Genomic DNA, 22,521 nt, shown 5'->3' with positions numbered 1-22,521 from the left:
CGGGCACAATGAATCTCGTGACGAGCGACAGCAACACCTCGGCGACCGATCGCTACTTCGACCTCGACGGGGTCATCGGAGCAGCGGGGTTCGCCAGCGGCGATCGGGTGGTCATCGGCCATTGGTACGAGTCACCGATCGGACCCTTCAACGACATCATGTGGGCCGAGCCCGATGGCTGGCGAACGCTCTTCGTCGCCGACGAGCGCTCGAAGTGCTTCATCACCTCGGTGTACCAGTTCGATTCCGTGATCGTCGCCCCGAGCCTCGCCGTGCGGTACTCGCCCGAAACCGAGCACCCGCTGCTCGAGGCGGCGTGGCCTCGGGCCCAGCTCGAGTTCAGCGTCGGACGGGCGGCCCCGTTCCCGCCCCGACCCACGTGGGTGACTCGCCGCATCGAGGCCCCGATCGCCAAGAAGACCATGAACGTCGACACCTACGGCGTCAGCCCGACCGGGGTCTACGAGTGGTATCGCACCAAGAAGTTGCGCCGCATCCTGAGCGGGTGGGGAATCGTCGCCGGTCGAGACCTCGGTGAGGTGGGGTCACCGACGGAAGCGACAGGGTTCGGGTTCTCCGAACCGCCACCGTTTGCGTCGGTCACCGAGATCAGCCCCCGCCTGCACGACCCATCGCACGCCCTCGATGCCGTCATCGACCGACTGAATGCGGAGCGATCCAACTTCGACCAATCGACGAGCGACACATGACCACGACCGCTGCCACTCCCGAGCCCGCAGCTGCACCGCTGTGGACCCCGACCCCGGAACGCATCGCCGGGTCGAACCTCGATGCGTTCCGCCGACGGTTCCGCCCGGAGGCCGCCGACTCCGACGAGCTGTGGCAGTGGTCGGTCGACGAGCCCGGCCCATTCTGGCGAGCGATGTGGGATGCTGCCGGCGTAATCGGTGATCCCGGCGAGCGCCTCGTCGCCGAAGCCGATCGCTTCGCTGACTGGCGATTCCTCCCCGACGCCGTGTTGAACGTGGCCGAGAACCTTCTGGCCGAACGCGAGGGGGCGACCGATCCGGTCATCATCGCTCGCACCGAGTCCGGCAAGGAGCGGTTCGTCGATCGGGCCGAGCTCCGAGCCGAGGTGGCAGCGATGGCGGCCTTCTTCCGCTCGGTCGGGGTCGAGCCGGGCGACCGCGTGGCTGCATGGATGCCGCACGTGACCGAAACGGTGGTCGCCTTCCTTGCGGCCAACGCGGTCGGCGCCGTCTTCACCTCGACCTCGGCCGACTTCGGTCCCGAGGGTGTCGTCGACCGGTTCGGACAGACCACGCCCAAGGTGCTGGTTGCCGCCGACGGCTACGAATACGGCGGGAAGACCTTCGACTGTCTTGCTCGTCTCCCCGAGATCGTCGACCGGCTCCCGTCGGTGGAACACGTCCTCGTGGTCGGCGCGCTCGGTGAACGACCCGACCTGTCGGGCGTGCCTCGGGCAACGGCGTGGTCGGCCGCCATCGCCGAGCATCGCGGTGCTGAACTCGAGTTCGTTCGTCTCCCCGCCGACCATCCGATCTTCATCCTGTATTCGTCCGGCACCACCGGGAAGCCGAAGTGCATCGTCCACCGCTGCGGCGGCGCCCTGCTGAAGCTGCTGAGCGAGCACCTGCTCCACTGCGACATCCGTCCCGGCGATCGCGTCTTCTACTTCACGACGTGCGGCTGGATGATGTGGAACTGGCTCGTGGGTGTGCTTGCCACCGGGGCGTCGATCGTGCTGTTCGACGGCAGCCCGTTCCACCCGGGGCCAGAGGCGCTCTACGACCTGGCCGACGCCGACGAGGTCACCCTTTTCGGTGTCTCGGCCAAGTTCATCGACTCCTCGCTCAAGGCGGGCCTCGATCCCATGAGGTCGCATCGCCTGGAGCACGTTCGCACCATCAACTCCACCGGCTCGCCGTTGAGCCCCGAGGGCTTCGCCTGGATCTACGACTCGGTGAAGTCCGACGTCCACCTCCAGTCGATGTCGGGCGGCACCGATCTCTGCGGCTGTCTCGTCGCCGGCGATCCCACCAAGCCGGTGTACTCCGGAGCGATCCAGCGGCCGGCCTTCGGCTTGCGGATCGAGGTCTTCGACGACGCCGGGCAGCCGGTCGGCGTGGGGGAGAAGGGCGAGCTGGTGTGCTCCACTCCCTTCCCATCCACCCCGCTCGAGTTCTGGGGCGACACCGACGGCAGCAGGTACCACGCCGCCTATTTCGACCGATTCCCCAATGTGTGGGCTCACGGCGACTTCGCCTCGTGGACCCCCGAGGGTGGCATGGTGATCCACGGACGCTCCGATGCCACCCTCAACGCGTCGGGTGTTCGGATCGGCACTGCCGAGATCTATCGAGTGGTCGAGCAGTTCCCCCAGGTGATCGAGTCGATTGCCATCGGTCAGGAGTACGACAACGACACCCGCATCGTGCTCTTTGTCCGGCTGGCCGAAGGAGAAGCCCTCGACGACGACCTCCAGCGGAACATCAAGATGGCGCTGCGCACCCAGTGCTCGCCCCGTCACGTTCCTGCGCTGATCCTGCCGGTCACCGACATCCCGCGCACCCGTTCGGGCAAGATCGTCGAACTGGCCGTCACCGAGGTCGTGCACGGGCGACCAGTCAAGAACCTCGAGGCACTGGCCAATCCCGAAGCACTCGACCTGTTCCGGATCGACTGAGCTGCCGTCGATCGCCGCATGTCGATGCTCGAAGGTCAACAGGGACGCAGCTCGATGGCGATGCTGGAGCCGAAGTCGAGCGCCGTACCCGGCGCCGGGTCCTGGCCGAGCACGAGATCATCGCAGTAGTCGTCCCACGAGATCGACAGGCCATCGATCGTCATGATGAGGTCGATGGCCTCGGGCAGCCGCATGCCGACGAAGTCGGGCACGATGCAGGCATCGATGTCGACGGCAACACTGGCGCCGGTGTCGACCTCGCTCCCGGCCGCCGGTGTGGTGGCTCGGGCGATCGCCGAGTCGCACGCAGGGTCGTGGTCGGGTTCCAGGCCGACCTGTTCGAGTGCGCCGGTCGCCTCCACCAACGGCATGCCGCCGACATCGGGAATGGCCACCTGATCCGGGCCCCGCGTGGCCGCTCGAACGACGAGTGCCGCGGTCACTGCCGCCACGACCGCCACCGCCGTGCCGAGGATCAGCGTCCGACGGCGTCGCCCGCTCGACGGCGCGACACCCACGTCGGGACCGACCACACTTGTCACCGCTGGTACCGGCGTCGACGCCGATGCTGCGGTGGTGCCGGTCAGGAGGTCGGCGAACTCGGCCATCGTGGCCGGGCGATCTTCAGGATCCTTCGCCATCGCCTGCCGCAATGCGGCGCCGACGTGGGCCGGAACGCCTGCCCGCTCGAGCGTTGGCACGGGCGCATTGATGATCTGGTACAGCACACCGAGCATGGTCTCGCTGGTATTGCCGTACGGCGGGTAGCCATCGAGGCAGGCGAACAACGTCGCGGCCAGCGAGTAGATGTCGGCCCGCTGATCGGGATCGCGTCCCTGCAAGATCTCGGGTGCTGCATAGCTCGGTGTGGCCGAGACGGTCATGCGCATCGAACGGTCGGTGGCGATCGAAGCGATCCCGAAATCGGTGAGCTGCGGCCGGTGGTCGTCGGTCAACAGCACGTTGGCCGGTTTCACGTCGCAGTGCACGATGCCGGACCGATGGGCAGCTGCGAGCGCATCGGCGAGCTGAACGCCGATGGTGACCACCTGGTCGACCGTGAGCGGCCCGGATCGCAGCACGTCGGCCAGTGAACCGCCTTCGAGACGCTCCATCACGAGATACGGCTGGTCGTGAGCGGAGTAGCCGGAGGTGAGAACGGTCACGACGTTCGGGTGGGATCCGAGCGAGCCCATCGCCCGGCGCTCTCGATCGAAGCGGCGTCGGATCGTGTCGTCGATCATGGTGTCGAGCACCTTCACCGCAACGGTGCGTCCGTGCACCGTGTCGAAGGCCTCGTGCACGGTTCCCGAGCCGCCTCGACCGAGCGTCGATCGCCATTCGTATCCGGGAATGCCGAGATCGACCTCCGCCATGTGGGCCGAGGGTAGCTCGATCGATTGGTCCTGGTCAGACCGAACGGGCCACCGTTTCGTAGACGAAGGTCGTGCGACCGACAGCGATCGAGGCGCCCGGCGCGATCACCACCGGATGGTTGGGAACGACTCGTTCCCACCGAGCCGTCGCCGGATCCCAGCGGAACGTCCCGTTGGTGGAACCGAGGTCGGCGAGGACCACGTCCCAACCGTCGAAGGTCAGCTCGGCGTGCTCCCGCGACACCGTGTGATCGACGTCGTCGACGACGAGCGGCCGAAGACCCGAGGCCGGGTCGGGTGAGGGTTCGCGGCCGAGCAGATAGGGCTGGTCGAGCGCATAGGTCGCGCCACTGTCGAACACGATGTAGCCGAGTGTGGGCCGGGGACCGGGAACCAGATAGTGGGTGAGATGCACCATCGAGATGCCGCATACCTGGCAGTAGGCGGCGATTGGGTTGTTGAAGTGACCCCGACTGCACTCGATCCCCATGACCTCGTCGGGTGCGGTGTCGACGTGGGCAGCGTCGTCGCTCGATGCGGGACCGCTGTCGGCCTCGGGAAGCGGCGCTCGCTCGTGGTTGGCGGCGCCCGAGAGATCGACCAGCTCGAACGATGCCGGGGCCGGCGTCGGGTCGACCACCGGCGCCTGCGCATCGAGGATCACACCACGACCGGGAACGATGCCGTGCTCCAGATCGAACAGGTGCCGGCCGATCGAGTCGACTTCGGGCTGGTCACCGAGCCCGACCCAGAGGGGCGTGGCGGTGGCTTCGACGTCGAATTCGACGGGGTGATTGCTGTCGCTCGATCCGGCGACGGTGGTGGCGTCGAGCAGGCCGACCGAGCCCGCTCCATGGCGGAGGAGGCGGATGCCGGCCGGGGTGACGATCGCCGCGGCCAGATCGTGCGAGTGGAGCGATCGGATGCGTTCGATCAGAATGCCGGCGGCTGGCGTCTCGGGATGTCCCTCGGTCAGATGGGCGAGTCCTTTCGCTGCGGCCTGCTCGCCGCCGCCGATCACGACGACGGCACCGGGCCATCGGACGATTACGCCGGTGCCGGGCACGACGATGGTGCGATGTGGTGGCGGGGTCATCAGTCGGCAATCCTCTCGACGTCGTCGGCGAAGGCCTCGGCGGTGGGGTAGCGATCAGCCGGCTCGAGGGCAAGGCATCGGGCGATCACCGCCCGCTCGGCCTCGGACAACCCCGCATCGATCAGCGGGCGATCCTGCAGCACCTGGCGCAGCGCGTCGCGCAGCGACGATGTGGGCAGATCCTGGTAGATCGGGCGGCCCGTGAGGACCCGATGCAGGGTGACCCCGAGGGCCCAGATGTCGGACGCCCGGGAGGCCCGATCGCCCCGTACGACCTCGGGGGACAGGTACTCGATGGTGCCGACCGGGCCGATGCCCGTGACGGTCTGCCCCGGATTGATCACCTGGGCGAGGCCGAGGTCGGAGAGGTGTCCTCGGCCTCCGGCGAGCAGGATGTTGGAGGGCTTGATGTCTCGGTGGGCGACGCCGGCCTGGTGGAGTTCGTGGGCCGCTCGGCCGGCATCGGCAGCGGCTTGGCGCACCTCGCCCCGCCCGTGCGGGCGGGCGGGTTGGCCGAGCGAGCCGTCGGGACAGTAGGGCGTGGCGTAGAACAACCGCCCGTTCTGATGGCCGGCGTCGAGGACAGGGAGAAGGAACGGCGAGGTGATGCTGGCATACACCCGCAGCTCGTTGGCCATACGGGCGAAATCGTTGTCGCTGGCCCGCTGGGCGAGGGTCTTCACCGCAACGTGTTCGCCGGGCGGGCGCCCGAGTCGGGCGGGCGGCGTGGCGAGCCAGAACTCGCCGTGGTTGCCTGCTCCGAGATGTTGGACGAAGACGTAGTCGGCAATGCCCGTGGCGTTCATGATTCCTCGATCCTCATCGCAGGTCCTCGACATAGCTCGAATCGACCTCGACGTTGTTGCGGGTGAGCAGGCTCGTGCCCTCGAGCGGTGGCAGGCCGAAGAGCCGCTGGCGACGGCTTGCGACGAAGGTGAGACCGCCGAGCGCAACCAACGAGCCGACGAGTCCGTAGATCAGCAGCCCTCGATCGGTGCGCAAGTCGTCGAGGAAGATGATCGTGCTGAGTGTTTCGCCTGCGGAAAGCGTGACGACGAGGCGGACGAGCGCAGTGGGGGTCATCCGAGAGGCCACGATCGAGCCGACCGGTGCACCCCAGGCGACGATCGGCGCCGCCGCCAGCCACATGCCGAACAGGTCGCCCTGGCGCACGGTGAGCGGCGTGGTGAGCTGTTCGCCACCGATGGCCGCGACCAGACCGTCACGGCTGATCTCCGTTGCGAACTGGCCGTCGAGCAGGCCGAGCACGACGAATCCGACCATCGAGACCAGGGCCATCGCGACGACGCTGGTCGGCACGCCGACGCCGGCACGAACTCCGAAGAGCACCACGACGAACAGGTAGATCATGAGGTCGACGCCCGAGCCGACGAGTGCGGCAGCGACGCCACCGATCGCTCCCGCCACGACCAGGGCGATACGGAGCCGGAGGTGGAGATCTGGCAATCGGTCGGTCACGGATCGCACCGGCACCCGGCGCGACAGGATCACGACCCATGCCATCGACAACAAGACGATGGTGAACGTGACCTTGACGTACGGGCCGGGGAGGTCGACCGGCCAGAACGGTTTGGTGCGATCGCCGAGGAGCAGCAGCGTGGCGAGCATGGTCGACGCGCCGACTCCCGCACCGGTGAGGGCGGAGCGCCATTCGATGGTTCTCCGGTTGATCAGGATCGACGCCGACGCACAGCCCATGCCCACCGTCTGGATGCACAGTGAGAAGCTGCGCGCCGCCTCGGCGGGGACGTCGAGCACCTTGGTGAAGACAGGAAAGGCGACGGCGCCGCCACCCTGTGGGGTGGCACCGGCGACGAAGCTGCCGAAGACCATGGTCAGCGCCGAGACCCAGTGATCGGCGACCCGTCCCCATTGTTGGGCGAGCGTCACCGAGAGCAACCAGATCAGCGTGACCGCACCCGAGAAGGCGAGGCTGGTCACGAACCGACGCTTCGTGTGGGCATGGCGAGCCCGCTGCCCGTCGGCCAGGGCAGCGTCGATGGCGGCCTGATCCCAGCGTTGCCCATCAGACGAAGCGGCCACCGCGATACCTCCAGCGAAGGGCGACGATTCGCAACGGACCGTGCAGGGTGATCCAGACCAGGAACCAGGTGCTGAGGAAGTGAAGCCAGAACGCCGTGGTGGGAACGTCGCGGAGGACGGAAAGCACGACCAGGGTGGACACGCCTTCGCTGATGCCGGTCACCAGGCCGATGCCCGTGGGCCAGTCCTTTTCCCACCGCAGCTGTTGCAGCCCGTGGTAGATCGGCTCCCAGAAGATGACACCCACCACGAGCACCACGGCGAGTGCCGACAGCGTCGTTCGGTACACCTCACCGAGTGGCGCTCCCCCCGAAGGGAGGAAGGGCGTGACGATGATGGTCCAGCCCAGGCCAACGGTCAGGAGCAGGATGATGCGGGTCTGGAGGCGTCCCCAGAGGGTCGGTGTCATCGTGTTGCTCCGCTGTCGTCGGTCGGGGGAAGGTGGCGGAACCAGCGCCACCACTGGGCCAGCGACCGGCCGGCGCCGATCCGGCGAACCGATCCGTGCTTGGCCAGATCGTCGGCGATCGCCAGCGCGGCGTATTGGAGGCCGAGGAACGAGTCGACCCCGGCGTAGTAGCCACCGAGCGTGATCGAACCGCTCGCATACAACCGCCCGGGGTCGCTGCGAGTGCCGTCGACCTCGAACGAGGGCAATACCTCGAGCCGTCCGTAGGCGGAGCGTCTGGCGCCTCCGTGCTCGAGCAGGTCGGCGAGCAGGCGATGCTCGCCAATGTCGGACTCGAGTCCAGTGGCATCGATGACGAAGTTGGCGGCGATCGAGTAGCGGTGTCCATCGGCTTCGATCGTGGTCACGACGGTCTGGTCGGGGCCGGGCTCGACCGAGCGAACCTGGCCGACGTGCTCGAGATACCAGCGCCCCTCTCGTCCTCGCTGGAGCTGGTCCTTCCACGACTGGCGTGGTGGTGTGTTGGTGCCGCCCATCTCGGCGATCAGGGCCGCCCGGCCTGGTCCGTCGAGTCGCTCGAGCCGCTCCTTGAGCTGTCCGCCCCACGCTGCTTTGGGGAAGTTGAACCCCTGGTACGCCCAGCCGTTCTCACCCGGGCGACGGAAGGTGATGCGCTCACCCTGCGGCCCGTTCACGTAGTTGCGGAACAGGTGGACCACGGTGGTGTTGGCCAGGCCCGCCTCACGATCGTCGAGGAGGCGTTGCAGGATGCGAGAAGCGACGATCCCGCTGCCGCGGACGACGACGGTGCTCGGTCGGCGGCGCAGTTCGGCGTAGACGTGCTCGTGGGGCTCGTAGGCGTTGACCACGCGGCTGAAGTCGCGATGTTGCTCGCGATAGGCCTGCAGGTCCGGGAGGAACTTGACGCCCGGGTAGCCGACGGCCACGTGCACATGTTGGCTGCGATATGCCGTGCGGACGGCAGTGCCGTCGGAGCGCTGCTGGGTGAGGATCGAGAAGTAGCCACCGCCGTGGCGGCGCCGAACCATACGGACGACGCCGGTGTGCAGCATCGAGTCCCAACCGATTCGTTCGGCCTCGCGGTCGATCGAGCGATAGACGTCGCCGGCCCGTGGTGTGTAGTAGTCAGCCCCGAACGGTTCGCTGAAGACCGACCACAGTGGCGCGAGTTTGTCCTTCAGGCCCCGTGCGGAGGCCGCTTCGCGGAACGCGTAGCTCGGGAACCCCCAGATGTTGTCCATGGTCGAGCCGGCATCGGAACGCAGGCGTTCGTGGTCGGGAATCTGGGAGTTGGCCGCGAGGTAGCGGTAGGTGCGGCTCGGGATGGCTCCCGGACCGAGCACGGCGATGTGCGGGGCCGGTAGGCCGGCGATCCGTAGGGTGTCGGCGAGGGCGAACGAACCGAGCCCGCCACCGATGCTGACGATCGGGCGGTCGACGATGTCGATGCCGGCCGAGTGCAGCAACTGGTCGGTCCAGAGGGTGGTGCCGACCAGTTGATCGGTGAGCTGGCCAGATCGTGTGGGTTCGGCGTCGTTCGCAGGGGGAGGGTTCATGGCAGGGCTCCGATGCTCCAGACGGCGCTGTCCAAGATCTGCTGGACGATGGCATCCTCGGCGGGCGACTCGAAGGCCACCGCCACGAGGACGACCATGCTGAGATCGGACGGGGCGGCGACGAGGTAGTAGTTCGACAGTCCTGAGTTGCCGCACTGGTCGACCACGGCGTACGAGCCGATGAAGTTGGCGTCGGCGTAGGGACCGCGCTCGCGTGTCACGCACTCGCTGTCGGCGATGAGCTGATTCAGGGTGACGTCGGGGGCGAAGCCGCCAGGGTTCAGCTCCGGGGTGTTGCGGACGGCTTGGAGGAGCACTCCCTTGACCCACTCGTCGTTCAGCGCCGCGTCCAGGTCGGGAGTGACCAACAACGTGCTGGCGTCGCCGGTCTGTTCGTCCCACGCCGCCGGGACGAGCACGCTGATCGCACCGCTGTCGTTGACGACATGGCGAGTGGCCGCCGGTGTCCCGGGTTGGGCGGGAGGAGCGGTGGCCGCCGGTGCCGATGACGGCGGCGTCGACGGTGGCGATGCCGTTGTCGGCGTCGACGTTGGTGTCGGCTCGGCGTCGGTCGAGTTCGGCGTTGCGTCGCCGGTGTCGGTGTCGGGGGCGGTGGCGTCGGGGTCGGTCGCGTCGGTGGAGGTGCGAAGCTGGGCCAGGTTGCTGCCGGTGTCGTCGCCGGGTCGGGTGGCGACGACGACCACGCCCACCAGCACCGCCAGCACGGCGGCGGCCGCAGCGATGATCCACGGAGTCCGCGACGACCGACCGGGCGCGGGCTGGCTGGCGAACGGAGCGAAGGGCGGCACGCCGGTCGACGGTTGGGCGCCGTCGCTCGGGGGCGCTACCGCCATCGTGGGCTGTCCACCGCTCGGCGGCGCGGCGGCCGGCGCTGCGTCGCTGGCTCGGGCACGTTCGAGTGCCTCGGCGAAACCGTCGGCGGTCGGGATCCGCTGTTCGGCGTTCTTGGCCATCGCGGTGTCGATCACCCGGGCGACGGCGTCGGGGACACCGACGGCACGCAGGTCGGGAGGCGGCTCCATCACGATGCGGCTCATCATCGGCACGAGCGATTCGTCGTCGGGACGGACGAATGCCGGCGCACCCCAGGCAAGCTCGAACAACGTCGATGCGAGCGAGTAGATGTCGGCTCGCTCGTCGGGGCGAGCCCCGCCCAGCACTTCGGGCGGGGCGTGGGCGACGCTGGCGGTGATCACGGCACTCTTGGTCTCGGGCGCCCCGTGGAGGCGGGCGATGCCGAAGTCCCCGAGCTTGGCCAACCCAGTTGCGCCGAGCAGGATGTTTCCAGGCTTCACGTCGCGATGGAGGACGCCCAGGCGGTGCGCTGCTCCGAGTGCCCGGGCGATCTCGATACCGAGCTGGACGACGTCGGGCCAGGGCAGCCGGCCTTCACGACGGAGCCGGTCGGCGATCGTGCCGCCGGCCAGGTACTCCATCAGGATGAACGGCTGGTCACGTTGGGTGAACCCGGACCGGTACACGGTCACGATGTTGGCGTGCCCGGACAGCGACCCCATCGCCCGGCGCTCGCGATCGAACCGGACTCGTGCCCGGTCGTCGAAGTCGCCCGTCAGCACCTTGATGGCGACCGTGCGGTCGAGTTCGGTCTCGACCGCCCGATACACCACACCGAACCCGCCTCGACCGATCTCGGTCGCACCCTCGATTCCCTCAATGCCAAGATCGACATCGGCCATGCTCACGACCTCACCCTCCGTGGTGATGTTGTAGCAGAGATCCGCCGACAGGGAACTGGGGGCCAACACCCAAAGGTCATCTCACTGCCGCCAGTTCGTGCACGGTGGGCTGGTGTTGTGCACAATGAGTCGGGGAGGGATGCGAGTGGGACAGGGCCTGGTCGTGGAGTTCATCGATGAGCGGTTCGACGTCGCTCCCGACGACGTGCTCACCTTCGGACGCAATGCCTCGGTGGTGATCGACGAGGCGAACCTCTACATGCATCGGATCGTCGGCTCGTTCGTCCATCACGAGCGCGGCTGGTGGTTGCGCAACGACGGTGCGACGGTCGATCTCGGGATCAACTATGCCGACGGCCGATCAAGCCGGGTCCCGCCCGGGGCAGCCGAACCGCTCGTCGGCAGCGGTGGGATCGTTCGGTTCCGAGCCGGCGCCTCGAACTACGAACTCGAGTTCCACCTCCATGACCCGGTGATCCCCCCGCCCCCGCCCGCCGCGGCGTCGGGCGCACTCGACACCCAGCCGTTCGGCGCCCTGCGACTCAATGACGACCAGCGTTTGCTGCTGACCGCACTGGCCGAACCGTGGCTGGTCACCCCGCCACTCGATGCACCGTCAATCGCGGCGAACGCCGAAATCGCCCAACGGCTGGGATGGTCGTTGAAGAAGCTCGAACGCAAGCTCGACTATCTGTGCGGCCGCCTGAGCGAGCTCGGTGTGCCCGGGCTTCGTGGCAATGTCGGCGTCGAGGCCAAGGACCGGCGGCTGCGGCTCGTCGAGCACGCCCTTGCGGCGTCGATGGTCGACGCTCGCGATCTCGCGGCCCTGGCCCAACTCGATGATGGAGCGCGCCGATGAGCTACCAGCTGGGGATCGACCTGGGGACCACCTTCACGGCGGCGGCGATTGCCGACGGCGCCGGTGTTCGCATGGCCGATCTGACTCACGACAGTGTCGCCATTCCCTCGGTGCTGACCAGGACGAGCGACGGCATCGCCGTCGGCGCCGAGGCCCTGTCGGTGGCGGCGACCCGCCCATGGCTCGTCGCTCGAGAGTTCAAACGACGATTCGGTGACGACACCCCGTTCATCATCGGCGACGATCGGTGGACGGCGTCGGAGTTGACCGGGCTGTTGTACGAATGGGTCGTCGACCGGGTGTCCCAGATCGAGGGAGAGGAGCCCTCGCGTGTCGTGGTCACGCACCCAGCCACGTGGTCGGCCCACCGCCTGGGGCTGCTGCGGGAGGCCACGAGCAGGCGGTCAGCCCCCGTCGGATTCCTGCCCGAACCATCGGCGGCTGCCGTCCACTACCACGAACGGGCACGGATGGAGCCGGGCGCGACCATCGGCGTCTATGACCTCGGCGGGGGCACGTTCGACGCAACCGTCATCCGCCGCTCGGAGACCGGCTACGAAATCCTTGGGCGACCGACCGGTCTCGATCAGCTCGGGGGCCTGGACTTCGATCAGGTGGTGTTCGATCTCGTGATGGAGACGATGCCTTCGGTCTTCGACGAGCTCGATCCCGACGACGTCGGCGTGCAGCGGGCGGTGGCCCGCCTGCGTGAGGAGTGCACCCGAGCAAAGATCGGCCTGTCCTTCGACGCCAGAACCACGGTGCCCGTCGTGCTGCCTGGCGTAGCGACCGACGTCCTCATCTCGCGGTCCGACTTCGAAGAACGCATCGAGCCCTACGTCACGAGCACGATCGCCACACTCGCGGAGACGATCCACACCGCCGACCTGGCGAACGACGACCTCGACGCCGTGCTGCTCGTCGGCGGGTCGTCGCGAGTGCCGATGGTGGCCGAACGGTTGTTCAACGCACTAGGGATCTCCGTGGTCGTCGACACCCACCCGAAGTACGCCGTCGCCAAGGGCGCCGTGTTGTCCGACGATCGAGCGGCCACCGAGGCGAGCGAGAGTGGACCCTCCGATCAGTCGGCGACGGACGTCGAACCGTTCTTGATGCCGAACGTCACGGTCGACATCTCCGCCATCGTCGCATCGATGGCAGCACCACGCCTCGTCGTCGTGAGCGGACCCAACGCCGGAACCGCGTCGGCACTCGACGAGGGCTCGACCACGGTCGGTCGATCGGGTGATCGAGTCGATGTCGTCGTTCCCGACCCTGCGGCCTCACGTGTCCACCTGCGCATCGACCGTAACGGCAACGAGCTTCGACTGACCGACCTCGGTTCGACGACGGGAACCAAGGTCGATCGGGTGCCGGTCGACGGGACGGTCGAGGTGACCAGCGGTTCGTTGATCGAGATGGGGTCGACCTGGCTGTTCGTCGACGACCCGATGCGTCGGGTCGCCACGCCGGGTGCCGTCGTCATCGATCTCGCCGAGGCTGCCACCCCCGTGACCGGCGGCCGCCCCGGCCACGGCTGGGCCACGCTCGGATTCGGCGGGGACCCCTTGGGACCGGTCCACGTCCAGTTGGCCCGTCTCACCACTGATCTCGCGATCTCGGGGCGCCTCGGCGAGGATCTCCTCCGCTCGATCATCGTCGAGTTGCTGGTGCTCGATCGGACACTCCCACTGGCGGTGCTGTCGACCAACGCCGCTCCGCTCGCGGTCGGCGGGTTGACCATCTATGGCTCGCCGAGCGACGTTCCCTCCGAGGTGCTCGAGCACGGCGTGCTCGTGGTGCTGCCCGAAGGTTTCGGCCCCGATGAGCTGCTGGCCCTGCGGTCATCGGGCCGTGGGCAGGGCGGGACGTTGTGGCTTCACGATCCGCCGGCGGCGTGGCCCGCCGCAGATCAACGGATCGCACTCGACCCTGCGTCGGCCTCGATCGAGGTCGCGTCGGCCGCCGGGCGCTCGGTCGTGGAGGTGCCGGCAACGCTGGGCGAAGGCGCTGCCGCCGCGCTCGTCGTCAGCCGGCCGACGCCGTCACCGTGAAGTCCGAGCTGGCGGTGGCCGTCAGGCCGTAGTCGTCTTCGACGGTCGCCGTTGCGGTGAAGGTCTGGCCGATCACGCTCTCGTTCGGATTGATGAAGATCGCGTTCGAACCCGGAATGGTTTCCAGCACATCACCGCCGAAGCCGGGGATCTCCCACGAGCCACGCACCGCGTGTTCGGAGATGATCTCGCACACGACCGAGTCGCCGGGAGCGATCTTGTCAGGACAATCGATGCTCACCGTCGGCACGTTGATCAGGAAGGTTCGAGTCGCCTTGATCTCGTCGCCGGCGTCGGTGGTGGCGGTGGCGGTGATGGTGTAGCGCCGCCCGGCGGCTTCACCGTTGGTGGGCTCGAGGAAGATGTCGTTGACCCCGTTGATGGTCTGCAGCGGCAGCGGTTCGGACAAGAAGCCCGGGAGGCGCCACTCGCCACCGGTGACGCCGGCGGTCGTGATGCTGCAGATCAGGGTCGACCCCAACTCGATCTCGATCGGGCAGTCGATCGAGATCGAGGGCTTCCCCAACGCCTGGGCTCCCGTCGCTCGAGCGCCGTCGTCCGCCGTGGTCGTGGTCGTGGTCGTCGCTTCGGTCGTGGAAGTGGTGGAGGTCGTCGAGGTGGTGGTCGACGCGTCGGCGGCAAGGGTGGTGCCCTCGTCGTCGGCACCTCCGTCGTCTCCGCCTCGCAGCGCGAACGCAGCTCCGACGATTCCGAGGATGGCGATGGCGCCGATCGTGGCCAGGAGCCAACCTCGTCGTTTGGGTGCATCCGCCACCAGCACCGGGATGGCATCGGCCGGCGGTTCGACCGGTGAGTGACCGGCGGGACCGAAATCGCCGACGGCCATCGTGGCACCCGACGAAGGCGCCGATGGTGCGGCGAACGCTGCCGGTGGTTCGGTGATGGTTGGATGATCACCCAGGCCGGCGCCTGTCGCTGCGTCGGGTGTCGTGGTGTGCGACGACGTCTGATCGGGTGCTGCGGCCGGGCGCAGTGGCGCCATGATGGCCTCGGCGAACTGGGCGGCGGTCAGCGGCCGAGCCTCGGGATCCTTGGTGAGCGATGACTCGATCGCCTCGGCGACGGCGTCGGGCACGCCGAGCGGGCGCAGATCAGGCGGTGGCTCGGCCATGATGCGGCGCATCATGACACCGAGCCCCTCGTCGCTCGAGCGCATGAACGGCGGCGAGCCCGAGATCAGCGTGTGAAGGGTGGAGGCCAGAGCGTAGACGTCGGTGGCCTCGCTGCCCTGCTTGCCGTCCAGGACCTCCGGTGCCGCGTGCGCAAGGGTGGCCGATGCCGCCTGTGTCGACGTTGCGCCACTGGTGAGTGCCGCGATGCCGAAGTCGGTGAGACGAGGATTGCGATAGTCGTCGATCAAGATGTTGTCGGGCTTGATGTCACGATGGACGATGCCACGGTCGTGGGCTGCGGCCACGGCCGACGCAACCGGACTCATCAGCTCCACGGCATCTTGCCAGGTGAAGGTGCCTCGTCGCTCGAGCTCGGCACGGAGCGAGCCCTCGGCTGCCAGCTCCATGACGATGTACGCCTCGTCGTTGTCGGTGTAGCCCGAGTCGTAGACCGAGATGATGTTCGGGTGGGAGGCGAGCTGGCCCATCAACCGGCGTTCGCGGTCGAACCGGCGCCGTTCGGTGTCGCCCAATTCGACGTCGAGCACCTTGATGGCGACCTGCCGCCCGTGATCGGGATCGTCGGCCCGGTACACCGAACCGAAGCCTCCTCGACCGATCAGTTCCGCGTCGCGGTAGCTCCCGATGTGTCGTCGTTCCCTCGCCATTGCATTCCCTCCGTGGGCGAACACTAGCAAGCGAGTCGGCTTCGCTCGCCATGCGTGCACCTGGTCACCAACGTTGTAGTGCCCGGTACCACCGGACGGAATGGGGGCTACCCCCCAGTCTCGACCGACGGCAGTAGCATCACGCCATGGTCAGACCGGCGGGTCTCGCGGTTGCGGGCATGATCCTCACGGTGTGCGGCGTGCTCGTCGTCGACGTTGCCGGGGCCGCCGCATTCGATCCGTCCGACGCCGACGCGATTCCCGAGCACGTGGCCGAGGTCTACGACTACGCCGCCGCCACTGCTCCCTGTCCGGTGCCCTTCTCGGTGGTCGCCGGGATCGGTGCGGTCACCTCAGACCACACCCGCGTCGGCGGCGATTCCCGGCTGCTGTCCGACGGAGCGAGCGAGCCGACGATCGTCTACGAACAGCTCGCCCCGACGGCCCCGAGTGGGCGGTTGCCCGACACCGATGCCGGCGCAATCGACGGCGTCGCCGACGCCGACATCACGGTCGGACCCATGCAGTTCCTGCCGGCAACCTGGGTCCAGTTCGGTGTCGACGGCAACGGTGACGGGACCACCGACCCCAACAACCTGTGGGATGCGGCGGCGAGCGCTGCCAACCGTCTGTGTGCGGCGTCGGTCGACACCGATCTGGAGGGCGCGCTCACGGCCTACTTCGGCACCGAGGACTACAACGATTGGGTGATCGAATCGATCGATGCCGCCGCAGCGTGGCAACTCGCCCAGCGGCCGGCGCCCGAGCGTCGTGAACTCGACGTGGTCGGTCTTGCCATCACTCCCACCGAGGCGACGGTCGACGGTGGTGCGTCTGCGGAGCCCGTCGGCGGTCTGGCGGGCGATGATGCGGCCGGCGGCGATACTGCTGGCGAGGACACCGCCGGCGGCGTTACTGCCGACGACAGTGCTGCCGGCGTTGATGTGGCAGGGGTCGAGCAGGTGCCGGGGAGTCAACCGGCGCCCGTGCTGATCGGTCCGCCGGCGCCGAGCGCAACTGGCCAGTTGGTGACAGCGGCACGAGGCGACACCACAGTCAGTGGTGATTGGAACGGTGACGGGACGCCCGACGAGGCGACGCTCGAGGTCGGCGGACAACGAGCGATGGTCCGGCGGATCGACGCCCTCGGCCGACCGTACGGTCGAGCCATCGATGTCTCAGCGGCCCTGTCGGCGCCCGGTGCCGTCGGCGGCCTCGTGGTCGGCGAGTGGGATGGCGACGGCATCGACGATCTGGCGCTGCTGGTGGCCGACGCCGACGGGGTCGTGGTCACCCGGTTCGATCGTGGAGGCAACGTCATCGACACCGCCGACCTCGGACCGCTGGGTCCCGACGACGAGATCGTCGTCGGTCCGGCGCCGGTGGCGGCACTGACCCTCGGCGACGAAGCGCCATGGAAGGGTGTCACGGCGTTCGACGGCACCGAGCTCGATCTGTGGAAGGTCGGCGGCATCGTGGTGGAGCAGTCGATGGTCGAGCAGACCAGTGCGATGCTGGCGGCGGCCGCGGCCGACGGGGTCAGCCTCGACGGGTGGGGGTGGCGGAGTCACGAGGCGCAGATCGAGTTGCGCCGTGCCCACTGTGCCGACATCTGGACCACGCCGGCGTCGGCATGCAGCCCGCCAACCGCCATTCCCGGCACCTCCCGCCACGAGTTCGGCACCGCCATCGACTTCCACGTCGACACCGTCGCCATCGGCCGTGACTCGGTCCAGTTCCGCTGGCTGGCCGAGAACGCCGAACGCTTCGGCTACTTCAATCTGCCCTCCGAGCCCTGGCACTGGTCCACCGACGGCGGCTGACGCCTCGTCCGCCGCACCGGTACCGCTCGGTCCCCGCTCCGCCGGTGATTCCTCCTACTGGGTGCCGCAGACGGCACTCAGGCATCGGAGATGTTTACGGCGGAGTCAGGCGGCACGGACCGCTTCGGCGACCTTGGCCCACTTGGGCAGTGTGCTCGGGTCGGCCTTGATCGTGGCCTCGGCCTGGTACATCACGAGCCGCTCGGACAGGCCCTCATATCGCTCCACCAGCTTCGGGCCGAGGTCGGCCCACGACGCAGTCACGGCGAAGTACTCGAGCATGTCGTCGGTGATGAGATCGGCCATGCCGGCGATGTCGCCTGCCTTCAACCGTTCGTTGAGCTTGGCGCTGGTCCCCTCGAACCCGAGCATGTCGAACTGGAAGCCGTAGTTCTTCGTGGAGCCGTAGAACGCGATCTGCGACTTCGCCTGGGCCCGAGTGGCGGCCTGTTCCTCGGGTGTGTCGCCGACAACGGTGAACACCGGGATGATCAAGTCGACGGCGGAGGCAGGGCGCCCGGCCCGCTCGGCACCCTCGGCGACCTTCGGGAGCAGGACATCGTTGAGGTAGGGGACCGAGTGCAGCGGGTGCACGTGGATCCCGTCGGCGACCTCGCCGGCCATGCGGGTCATGTAGGGCCCGACGGCCGAGACGTCGACCTTGATGTCGCCGAAATCGTGGTTGGGCGGTGTCCACGCCTCGGGCAGCAGCGAGAGCTGGTAGTAGTCGCCCTGGTAGTCGAGCTTGGACTCCCGGCGGAAGGCCGACAGGCAGGCCTGCACGGCGAGGAGGTAGTCACGCATGCGAGGACCGGGCGGGGCGAACTCGACGCCATATCGGCGCTCGACGTGGGCCTTCACCTGCGACCCGAGCCCCAGGCGGAACCGCCCGCCGGTGTTCTCGGCCAGTTCCCACGCGAGGGCCGCCGACACCATGGGGGAGCGGGGGAACGCAACGGCGATGCCGGTGGTGAAGGTGAGTTCCTCGGCGGCCATGGCAGCTGCGGTGATCGCCATCCACGGGGTCTTGGAGGTCTCGGTGAACAACATGCCGGAGAACCCGGCGTCTTGGAGCGAGCGGGCGTAGTCGGCCATCGGCTTCCACTGGCCGCCGCCGGTCATCACGTCGATGTGCATCGGGGTCAGCCCTTCGCCGAGGTGGCTGGGTCGGCCTCGAGGGCATCGACGACGGGGCCGACCTTCACCCCGCTCAACAGCGACTCGGTGATTCGCGTGGGTGCCTCGCGCAGGAGGTGGTTCACCAGCAGTCGCCGAGGTGTGCGGACATGGCGCCGCTCGGCCTTGGTCGCCGCCACGGTGCGCTTGGCGATCAGCTCGGGCGACTTCTTCGGGATCAGCTGGAACAGCCGGAGCCTTTTGAGCATGTCGGCATACTCGCCGGCGTCTTCGATGTGATCCCACATCTCGGTGTCGACCGGCCCGGGTGCGACCACCGTGGTGGTGATGGGGGTGTCGCGCATCTCCATCCGCAGGCTGGCGACGAAGTTGCTGACGCCGGCCTTGGTGCCGGCGTAGACAGCGAGCCCCGGGAACCCGCCGGTACCGGCGAGCGAGGAGAGGAACACGATGTGGCCCTTGCGCCGGGCGAGCATCCCGGGAAGGACCTGGCGGGTGAGGACCATCGGCGCTTCGAAATTGAGGCGGGCGACATCTCGGATGGTCTCGGTGCCGATGCCTTCAAACGGCTCGGACGTTTCGAGGCCGGCGTTGTTGACCAGCACATCGATCGGTCCGGCTTCGAGTTCGACCCGAGCGATCAGCTCGTCGACCTGGTCGGGATCGAGGAGGTCGGCGGTGAACGCAAAGCCGTCGAGCTCGTCGGCCAACGACTTCAAGGCGTCGGTGCTACGGGCCACGAGGGAGACCTTTGCCCCCTCCTTTGCGTAGGCCCGGGCCAGGGCGGCGCCGATGCCACGGGAGGCACCGGTGATGAGGACGTGTGCACCGTTGAGTTCCATGGCGGTGACAGTAGTGTCGACGGTCACAGCTGTCAGAGCGAAGGACAGATGCGGGACAACCCGCGGCCCGAGCCTCAGGTCTTGCCGCGTGCTTGTATCCGTCGGTTGGTCCCGCCCAGTACCGTGGCACCGCGATGGCCACCGTTCTGCTCCCACCGTGGCTCCTGGCCAGCACCGATGCGGCGACGGGGGCGTCGCCCGAGGTCACGGTCGGGGTCGTGGTCGCCGTGGCTGCGGCCGCCCTGTTGATCGGGCTGATGAAGGGCGGCGTCGGCGGCCTCGGACCCGTCGTGACGTTGCTGGTCGCCACCGCCTTGCCAACGAAGATCGCCGTCGGATTGCTGCTTCCGCTGCTGATGTTGGGCGATGTCAGCGCCCTCTGGGCGCACTGGGGCAAGTGGCACCGACCGTCGGTGGTCGCCCTGCTCCCGGGTGGCCTCGTCGGTGTGGCGGTCGCGAGTCTGTTCCTGCGATCCATGTCGGAGCGATTGCTCGAGTTGTTCATCGTCGCCATCTCGCTCGCGTTCGCGGCCTACCGGTTACTGGAGCCACGTATCCGGACAGTGCCGCTCGAGATCCGGCCGGTGCACGGTGTCGCGGCCGGTGTCACTGCGGGGATCACCTCGACGATCGCTCACGTCGGCGGCCCTCCGATCCAGGTCTACCTGCTCGGTCGACGGCTCGAACCCCGTGAGTTCGTGGCCACGTCGGCCATGGTGTTCACGGTGATCAACTGGACCAAGGTGCCCGGCTACCTTGCCGCCGGGCTCTTCGATGTCGAGCTGATTCGGCAACTGTGGCCGGTGGCCTTCCTGATCCCACCCGGCATCGTGATCGGCAAGTGGTTCGTGACCCGGGTGTCGGCTGCGGTGTTCGACGGGTTGGTGCTGGCATCACTCGTCGTGGGCGCGCTCCTCCTGCTCGTCTGACCGGCGTGCGAGCCCGCCGCCTCGATGGTGTCTAACCTGCACGAATGACCACCGTTCGCGCTCCCGGTTCCTCGGCCAACCTCGGACCCGGCTTCGATGTGCTCGGCGCGGCAATCGACCGTCATGCGTGGGTGAGCGACGCCGGACCGCTGACCGGACTCGCCAATCAGACCGACTCGGCGTGCGGTGATGACCACCTCGTGACGATTGCGCATCGGGCCGCCGGAGGCAGCGGACCGGTGTGGTTCGCCTTCGACCTGCGACCGGGGCGAGGCATGGGGTTCTCCGGCGCGGCGCGTGCGGCTGCCGCAGTGCTCGCCGGGGTGCAAGCCCGACGGCCGATCGACGAGGCCCGTCGCCGGGCCTATGAGGTAGTGAGCGAGCTCGAGGGCCACGGTGACAACGCCGCCCCGTCCGTCTTCGGCGGCATTCACATCGTGGGCGACGACACGCATCATCGCATCGACGGCTCGTTCCCCGGCCGTCTGCTGCTGTGGGTGCCCGACACCGAGTCCTCGACCGATGCCAGCCGCTCGGGTCTGCCGAGCGAGGTCGCCCGGGCCGACGCCGTGTTCAACATCGGCCAGACTGCACTGCTGGTGGCCGCCCTCTACGAGCGCGACGCCGCGCTCTTCGCTCGGGCAGTCGATGATCGACTGCATCAGGCGCAGCGTCTCGCCGGCCTGCCCGGTTCGGCCAACGCCATCGCGACGGCACAGTCCGCCGGTGCCCTCGCCACCTGGCTCTCGGGGTCGGGGCCATCGGTCGGCGTGTTGTGCGACGAGGCTCGGGTCGAGGCGGTCACCGACGCATTGTCCGGGTCGGGCGCGGTCGAGGCGGTTTCGGTCGATCTGGACGGTGCGGTGGTCGTGCCATAGCGTCGGCCGGATGAGGACGTTCTCGCTCGGACCAGTCTCGCCATGACGATCGAGGCAACGGTCGCCGAACTCGACGACTGGATCGACGGACACTGGGACGACGACCGCCCCCTCATGGAATGGCGTGACCTCCTCGCCGACAGCGGTTGGGGTTGTCCCACCTGGCCCACCCAGTGGTTCGGCCGCGGGCTCGACGAAACCACCGGCTCGGCGGTGCGAGCACGGATGCGGGAGCGAGACATCGTCGGCACCGCCGGTGGTTCGGCAATGACGTTGGCAGCTCCGACGCTGCTGGCGCTGGCGTCGGAGGACCTGCTGGGTCGGTTACTCCGCGACATGGTGACCGGCCGCATCACCTGGTGTCAGCTCTTCAGCGAGCCGGGCAACGGCTCCGATCTCGCCGGTCTCACCACTCGGGCCGAGCGCGATGGCGACGAGTGGGTGGTCAACGGCCAGAAGCTGTGGACCACGGGGGCGCACACCGCCGACTACGGGATGCTGCTCGCCCGTACCGATTGGGATCAGCCCAAGCACCGAGGCATCACGTACTTCGCCTTTCCGATGCGCCAGGACGGCGTCGAGGTCCGAGGTGTCCATCAGATGAACCGGCACACCTCGTTCAACGAGGTCTTCCTGACCGACGCTCGGGTTGATCACGCCAGTGTGGTCGGCGAGGTCGGTGACGGCTGGCGGGGCGCGCTCACGACGCTCTCGTACGAACGAGGCCTGGGCGCTCGAGCCACGATCGGCAGCAGCCGAGTCGGTCGAACGAGGCAGGAAGCGGCCGCCGAGCACGAGGCCTACAACCGCACCTACATCTGGTACCCCCAGCGAGCCGGGCGCGTCGACAAGGCGCTACCGAGCGCGCAAGCCAATGGCGTGGCCGACGACCCGATCATCCGCCAGCGCGTCGCCGGGCTCACCTCGCTCGACCGGGTGGCGTCGTGGACCGTCGCCCGAGCGGCGGCTGCTCGTGCCGCCGGGCATCGACCCGGACCTGAAGGGTCGATCGCCAAACTCCTGGGGTCCGAGATCGCCCGTCGCTCGAATGCCACCCACGCCGCCATCGCCGGCGCCCAGGGGATGCTGGCGGCCGCCGACGCCGACGACCCGGTGGTGTCCGAGATCCTGGTATCGACCCCGGCGGCCTCGATTGCCGGCGGTACCGACGAGATCCAGCACAACATCGTCGGTGAGCGCACCCTCGGTTTGCCGAAGGAGCCGTCGGTCGACGCCGACATCCCCTTCCGCGAGGTCAAGGTCAACCGCTGACCCACCCCCTCGGGCGCA

18 protein-coding genes and 1 pseudogene are annotated in these 22,521 nt (G+C 68.2%); 9 read left to right on the top strand and 10 right to left on the bottom strand.

Annotation, left to right across the window (positions count from 1 at the left end; translation table 11 throughout):
• Positions 1-17: 17 nt before the first annotated feature.
• Together R2733_25805 and R2733_25800 are read left to right on the top strand one after the other, a co-directional pair.
• Positions 18-710: a hypothetical protein gene (locus tag R2733_25805; GenBank protein MEZ5379936.1), complete on the top strand. Its 693-nt coding sequence runs from the start codon at positions 18-20 to the stop codon at positions 708-710.
• A complete protein-coding gene (locus tag R2733_25800; protein MEZ5379935.1) occupies positions 707-2,668 on the top strand; it encodes an acetoacetate--CoA ligase in 1,962 nt (653 codons plus the stop codon). Before R2733_25805 ends, R2733_25800 begins: the two co-directional genes overlap by 4 nt.
• 35 nt (positions 2,669-2,703) lie before the next feature.
• Here the strand turns inward: R2733_25800 and R2733_25795 are convergent, their stop codons facing one another.
• From R2733_25795 to R2733_25765, 7 genes are read right to left on the bottom strand one after another with little or no spacing between them, the layout of a single operon-like run.
• Positions 2,704-4,044, bottom strand: a complete 1,341-nt coding sequence (locus R2733_25795) for a protein kinase (protein ID MEZ5379934.1) — start codon at positions 4,042-4,044, stop codon at positions 2,704-2,706.
• A gap of 34 nt (positions 4,045-4,078) precedes the next feature.
• A complete protein-coding gene (locus R2733_25790) occupies positions 4,079-5,140 on the bottom strand; it encodes an FHA domain-containing protein (protein MEZ5379933.1) in 1,062 nt (353 codons plus the stop codon).
• Positions 5,140-5,946 carry a serine/threonine-protein kinase gene (locus R2733_25785; GenBank protein MEZ5379932.1) on the bottom strand — a complete coding sequence of 269 codons (807 nt, stop codon included), beginning with the start codon at positions 5,944-5,946 and terminating at the stop codon, positions 5,140-5,142. Before R2733_25785 ends, R2733_25790 begins: the two co-directional genes overlap by 1 nt.
• Positions 5,947-5,959: 13 nt before the next feature.
• Positions 5,960-7,204, bottom strand: a complete 1,245-nt coding sequence (locus tag R2733_25780; protein ID MEZ5379931.1) for a TSUP family transporter — start codon at positions 7,202-7,204, stop codon at positions 5,960-5,962.
• Positions 7,188-7,613 (bottom strand): hypothetical protein, encoded by a 426-nt coding sequence (locus R2733_25775; GenBank protein ID MEZ5379930.1) that lies wholly within the window; start codon positions 7,611-7,613, stop codon positions 7,188-7,190. Before R2733_25775 ends, R2733_25780 begins: the two co-directional genes overlap by 17 nt.
• Positions 7,610-9,190 (bottom strand): hypothetical protein, encoded by a 1,581-nt coding sequence (locus R2733_25770; GenBank protein ID MEZ5379929.1) that lies wholly within the window; start codon positions 9,188-9,190, stop codon positions 7,610-7,612. The genes R2733_25775 and R2733_25770 overlap by 4 nt, the downstream gene beginning before the upstream one ends.
• On the bottom strand, positions 9,187-10,974 hold the full coding sequence (locus R2733_25765; GenBank protein ID MEZ5379928.1) for a serine/threonine-protein kinase: 1,788 nt from the start codon (positions 10,972-10,974) through the stop codon (positions 9,187-9,189). Before R2733_25765 ends, R2733_25770 begins: the two co-directional genes overlap by 4 nt.
• 97 nt (positions 10,975-11,071) lie before the next feature.
• Between R2733_25765 and R2733_25760 the strand changes: the two genes are divergently transcribed.
• Positions 11,072-11,767 (top strand): hypothetical protein, encoded by a 696-nt coding sequence (locus tag R2733_25760; GenBank protein MEZ5379927.1) that lies wholly within the window; start codon positions 11,072-11,074, stop codon positions 11,765-11,767.
• Entirely contained in the window at positions 11,764-13,821 is a 2,058-nt protein-coding gene (locus tag R2733_25755; protein MEZ5379926.1) for an Hsp70 family protein, read from the top strand. The genes R2733_25760 and R2733_25755 overlap by 4 nt, the downstream gene beginning before the upstream one ends.
• Here the strand turns inward: R2733_25755 and R2733_25750 are convergent.
• Positions 13,796-15,622, bottom strand: a complete 1,827-nt coding sequence (locus R2733_25750; GenBank protein MEZ5379925.1) for a serine/threonine-protein kinase — start codon at positions 15,620-15,622, stop codon at positions 13,796-13,798. The genes R2733_25755 and R2733_25750 overlap by 26 nt on opposite strands.
• 146 nt (positions 15,623-15,768) lie before the next feature.
• Here R2733_25750 and R2733_25745 point away from each other — a divergent pair, with 146 nt between their 5' ends.
• Positions 15,769-17,445: a D-alanyl-D-alanine carboxypeptidase family protein gene (locus R2733_25745; GenBank protein MEZ5379924.1), complete on the top strand. Its 1,677-nt coding sequence runs from the start codon at positions 15,769-15,771 to the stop codon at positions 17,443-17,445.
• A 105-nt stretch (positions 17,446-17,550) separates the two neighbouring features.
• On the opposite strand, the gene R2733_25740 is transcribed toward R2733_25745, so the two are convergent.
• Positions 17,551-18,582, bottom strand: a complete 1,032-nt coding sequence (locus R2733_25740) for a TIGR03617 family F420-dependent LLM class oxidoreductase (protein MEZ5379923.1) — start codon at positions 18,580-18,582, stop codon at positions 17,551-17,553.
• Positions 18,583-18,587: 5 nt separating this feature from the next.
• Positions 18,588-19,424 carry an SDR family NAD(P)-dependent oxidoreductase gene (locus R2733_25735; GenBank protein ID MEZ5379922.1) on the bottom strand — a complete coding sequence of 279 codons (837 nt, stop codon included), beginning with the start codon at positions 19,422-19,424 and terminating at the stop codon, positions 18,588-18,590.
• A 134-nt stretch (positions 19,425-19,558) separates the two neighbouring features.
• On the opposite strand from R2733_25735, the gene R2733_25730 reads away from it, so the two are divergent.
• From R2733_25730 to R2733_25715, 4 genes and pseudogenes are all read left to right on the top strand, one after another.
• Positions 19,559-20,353 (top strand): sulfite exporter TauE/SafE family protein, encoded by a 795-nt coding sequence (locus R2733_25730; GenBank protein ID MEZ5379921.1) that lies wholly within the window; start codon positions 19,559-19,561, stop codon positions 20,351-20,353.
• A gap of 44 nt (positions 20,354-20,397) precedes the next feature.
• Positions 20,398-21,231 (top strand): hypothetical protein, encoded by an 834-nt coding sequence (locus tag R2733_25725; protein MEZ5379920.1) that lies wholly within the window; start codon positions 20,398-20,400, stop codon positions 21,229-21,231.
• Positions 21,232-21,270: 39 nt separating this feature from the next.
• Positions 21,271-21,567: pseudogene (locus R2733_25720) on the top strand (acyl-CoA dehydrogenase family protein).
• The gene (locus R2733_25715; GenBank protein ID MEZ5379919.1) at positions 21,568-22,503 is read left to right on the top strand and encodes an acyl-CoA dehydrogenase family protein; all 936 of its coding nucleotides are present in this window, start codon (positions 21,568-21,570) and stop codon (positions 22,501-22,503) included.
• Positions 22,504-22,521: the final 18 nt, after the last annotated feature.

The sequence above is a fragment of the Acidimicrobiales bacterium genome (genome assembly GCA_041394265.1).
In the GTDB taxonomy this organism is placed as follows: Bacteria; Actinomycetota; Acidimicrobiia; order Acidimicrobiales; family SZUA-35; genus JBBQUN01.
The sequence above is the reverse complement of the archived record's forward strand: the minus strand, read 5'-3'. Positions and strand labels throughout refer to the sequence as shown.